This window comes from Lysinibacillus sp. CNPSo 3705, from assembly GCF_028674935.1.
Lineage (GTDB): Bacteria > Bacillota > Bacilli > Bacillales_A > Planococcaceae > Lysinibacillus.
Window position 1 is genome coordinate 1 of sequence record NZ_JAQZSD010000141.1, and the last position, 2,610, is coordinate 2,610.

Sequence of the window (2,610 nt, forward strand, 5' to 3'; positions counted from 1 at the left end):
TTATAAGCATACACTATTTACAATTTATATCAATGAGTTGATTGAATATATTGTATATTGCGAAAAATATACTACGCTATCAAGTAATTAAGATTACTTTTAATAGAGCCATGTCAACTGTTGAAAAGGATTTCTAGTGCTAGAGCCACCTCTTTGTATTCGGGAGCTACTGTTGAAGCTCGTAGACACACAAGTAGCTATTGCAAGTTTTTTAAATCCATTAAGCAGTCTTCCTGGTAATAAATTAATTGATGAAAATAAAGGGGACAAGCTATTACTGTATTTAACCGATATTTTGAAAAGAAATATCGTAGGTACAGAAGATTTTTTAGGACATATTGGTGGAGATGATTTCGTTGCGATTCTTCCGCATTATAAGGCTGCTCCGATCTGTCAAAAAATTATTGATGAGTTTGATGCATTTATTTTAAGCTTTTATGATGTGGGGGATTTAACATACTTACAAGTACAAAATAGAGCTGGTGAATTAGAGCCTTTATCTTGTACCACGCTATCCATTGCGGTTATTACTAATCAATATCAGCAATTTGAATCTGTTGACCAATTGTCGGATGCGGTGACACGTGTAAAAAAGCAATGTAAAAAAATTTCGGGAAGTAGTTATCTCATTCATGACAATGAAAAAGAAACCTACCTCGTTCATTAGACGAAATAGATCAGACTGTAGGCAAGCTTGCCCACAGTCTTTTTTATAACGGTCGCTTTTCTGTGAACATATTCAACAAGTATTTTTTATTAAATTTCGTTTTTAGGGCATAATCAAAAGAAATAAAATTCTGTCACTTTAGAAAATTATTAATCTAAATAAAACATACTTGAATTATAGGGATTATAGGTATATAATTCGATTACATTATAATTAAACGTCTTAGGAGGCTTTTCATTGTCTACATTACAAATTATTCTTAACGTTGCTGTCTTACTCGTATTCGTTGGAATTTTATATTTTATGAATAAAAAGCACGTTAAGTTTTCAAATCGTGTTTTTACGGCTCTAGGCTTAGGTATTGTACTTGGTCTTGGACTCCATTTAATATATGGTATTGATTCTGATGTGTTAGCTAAAACATCAAATTGGTACAATATTATTGGTACGGGTTATGTTAAATTGCTACAAATGGTTGCGATGCCATTAATTTTCATTTCTATCTTAATCGCCTTTACGAAAATGAAGGTTGGTAAAAACTTCGGAAGAATGGCAGCTCTGATTTTAGTTATTTTAATCGGCACAACTGCTGTATCAGCTGCTGTTGGTATTTTTTCAGCAACAGTGTTTAATTTAGATGCTTCACATATTATGCAAGGTGCTGCAGAGGCAGAGCGTGGGGCGTATTTAGAGGAAAAAACTTCTGGATTAACTGCGCCGGATTTACCAACTCAAATTATTGAGTTATTCCCAGCGAACCCATTTTTAGATTTAACAGGGGCTCGTTCTACATCAACAATTGCTGTTGTAATTTTTTCAGCATTTTTAGGTTTTGCTTATTTACGTATAGCACGTAAGGATGGAGACACTGCAGCTACTATTAAAAAGGGCTTGGATGCCATTTATGCATTAGTAATGGGCGTTGTAACAATTGTCTTACGTTTAACACCATATGGTATTTTAGCCATTATGGCACGTACAGTTGCGACATCTGATTTCGGGGCAATCTATAATCTAGGTAAGTTTGTTGTTGCGTCTTATGTAGCGTTAATGATCGTGTTTATCGTACACTTATTAATTCTTACTTTAAGTGGGTTAAATCCATTTACGTACTTAAAGAAAACTGCGGAAACATTATTATTTGCCTTCACTTCACGTTCAAGTGCAGGTGCTTTACCAATGAACATTAAAACACAAACAGGTCGTCTTGGTGTACCTGAGGGTATTGCGAACTTCTCGGGTTCATTTGGTCTATCTATTGGTCAAAATGGCTGTGCTGGTGTGTATCCTGCAATGCTAGCGATTATGATTGCACCGACAGTTGGAATTAATCCACTTGATCCAGTATTTATCATTACTGTTATTGCAGTTGTAGCTGTCAGCTCATTTGGTGTAGCTGGTGTTGGTGGTGGTGCGACATTCGCAGCAATTCTAGTATTATCAGCACTTAATTTACCGATTGCACTTGCGGGTATATTAATCTCAGTTGAGCCATTAATCGACATGGGCCGTACTGCACTTAATGTAAGTGGTTCAATGACTGCAGGTGTGACAACAGCACGTATTACAAAAGAATTGGACACTGAAATGTACAATAATAAAGAATTAGGTGCTCAAGTTTCAGATTTATAAAAAGACAGAGCTACTCTCATACTAGGGCACTGAAAAACTTACGGTTTTATAATAGCGAACCTTTTTCACATAAAAATAAGGCACTTCTTGTTCAATTTTGAACAGGAAGTGCCTTATTTCTGTCTCTATTCCTCATTCATTTTCGTTTAGTAGCTTTAATATCGGTTCAAATTGACAGCGAATATCGTTGTAGCACCTTGAATTTCCATGCCAAATAGACCCGCAGTCGATGCCGTATCGTACCCGTGTCCGTTTTTTAATTCACTATTCTTCGCTTCTATTTTGTAGCGATTTGCGGCTAATTGCTTAAA

General features: G+C 35.5%; 2 protein-coding genes and 1 pseudogene. 2 read left to right on the forward strand and 1 reads right to left on the reverse strand.

Annotation, left to right across the window (positions count from 1 at the left end; translation table 11 throughout):
- The first annotated feature begins 172 nt into the window (after positions 1 to 172).
- Together PVA17_RS24580 and PVA17_RS24585 are read left to right on the forward strand one after the other, a co-directional pair.
- Positions 173 to 667: a diguanylate cyclase domain-containing protein gene (locus PVA17_RS24580; RefSeq protein WP_274069311.1), complete on the forward strand. Its 495-nt coding sequence runs from the start codon at positions 173 to 175 to the stop codon at positions 665 to 667.
- 303 nt (positions 668 to 970) lie between these two features.
- Positions 971 to 2,299, forward strand: coding sequence for an L-cystine transporter (locus PVA17_RS24585; protein ID WP_274069312.1), 1,329 nt, complete (start codon positions 971 to 973; stop codon positions 2,297 to 2,299).
- Between the two features lie 155 nt (positions 2,300 to 2,454).
- On the opposite strand, the pseudogene PVA17_RS24590 reads toward PVA17_RS24585, so the two are convergent.
- Positions 2,455 to 2,610 (reverse strand): annotated as a pseudogene (locus tag PVA17_RS24590) (IS5/IS1182 family transposase); the annotation flags it as partial.

What these genes read in the sequence shown, in the direction of transcription:
- PVA17_RS24585 (WP_274069312.1), top strand. Translation starts at nt 971, where the DNA reads ATGAATAAAAAGCACGTTAAGTTTTCAAATCGTGTTTTTACGGCTCTA.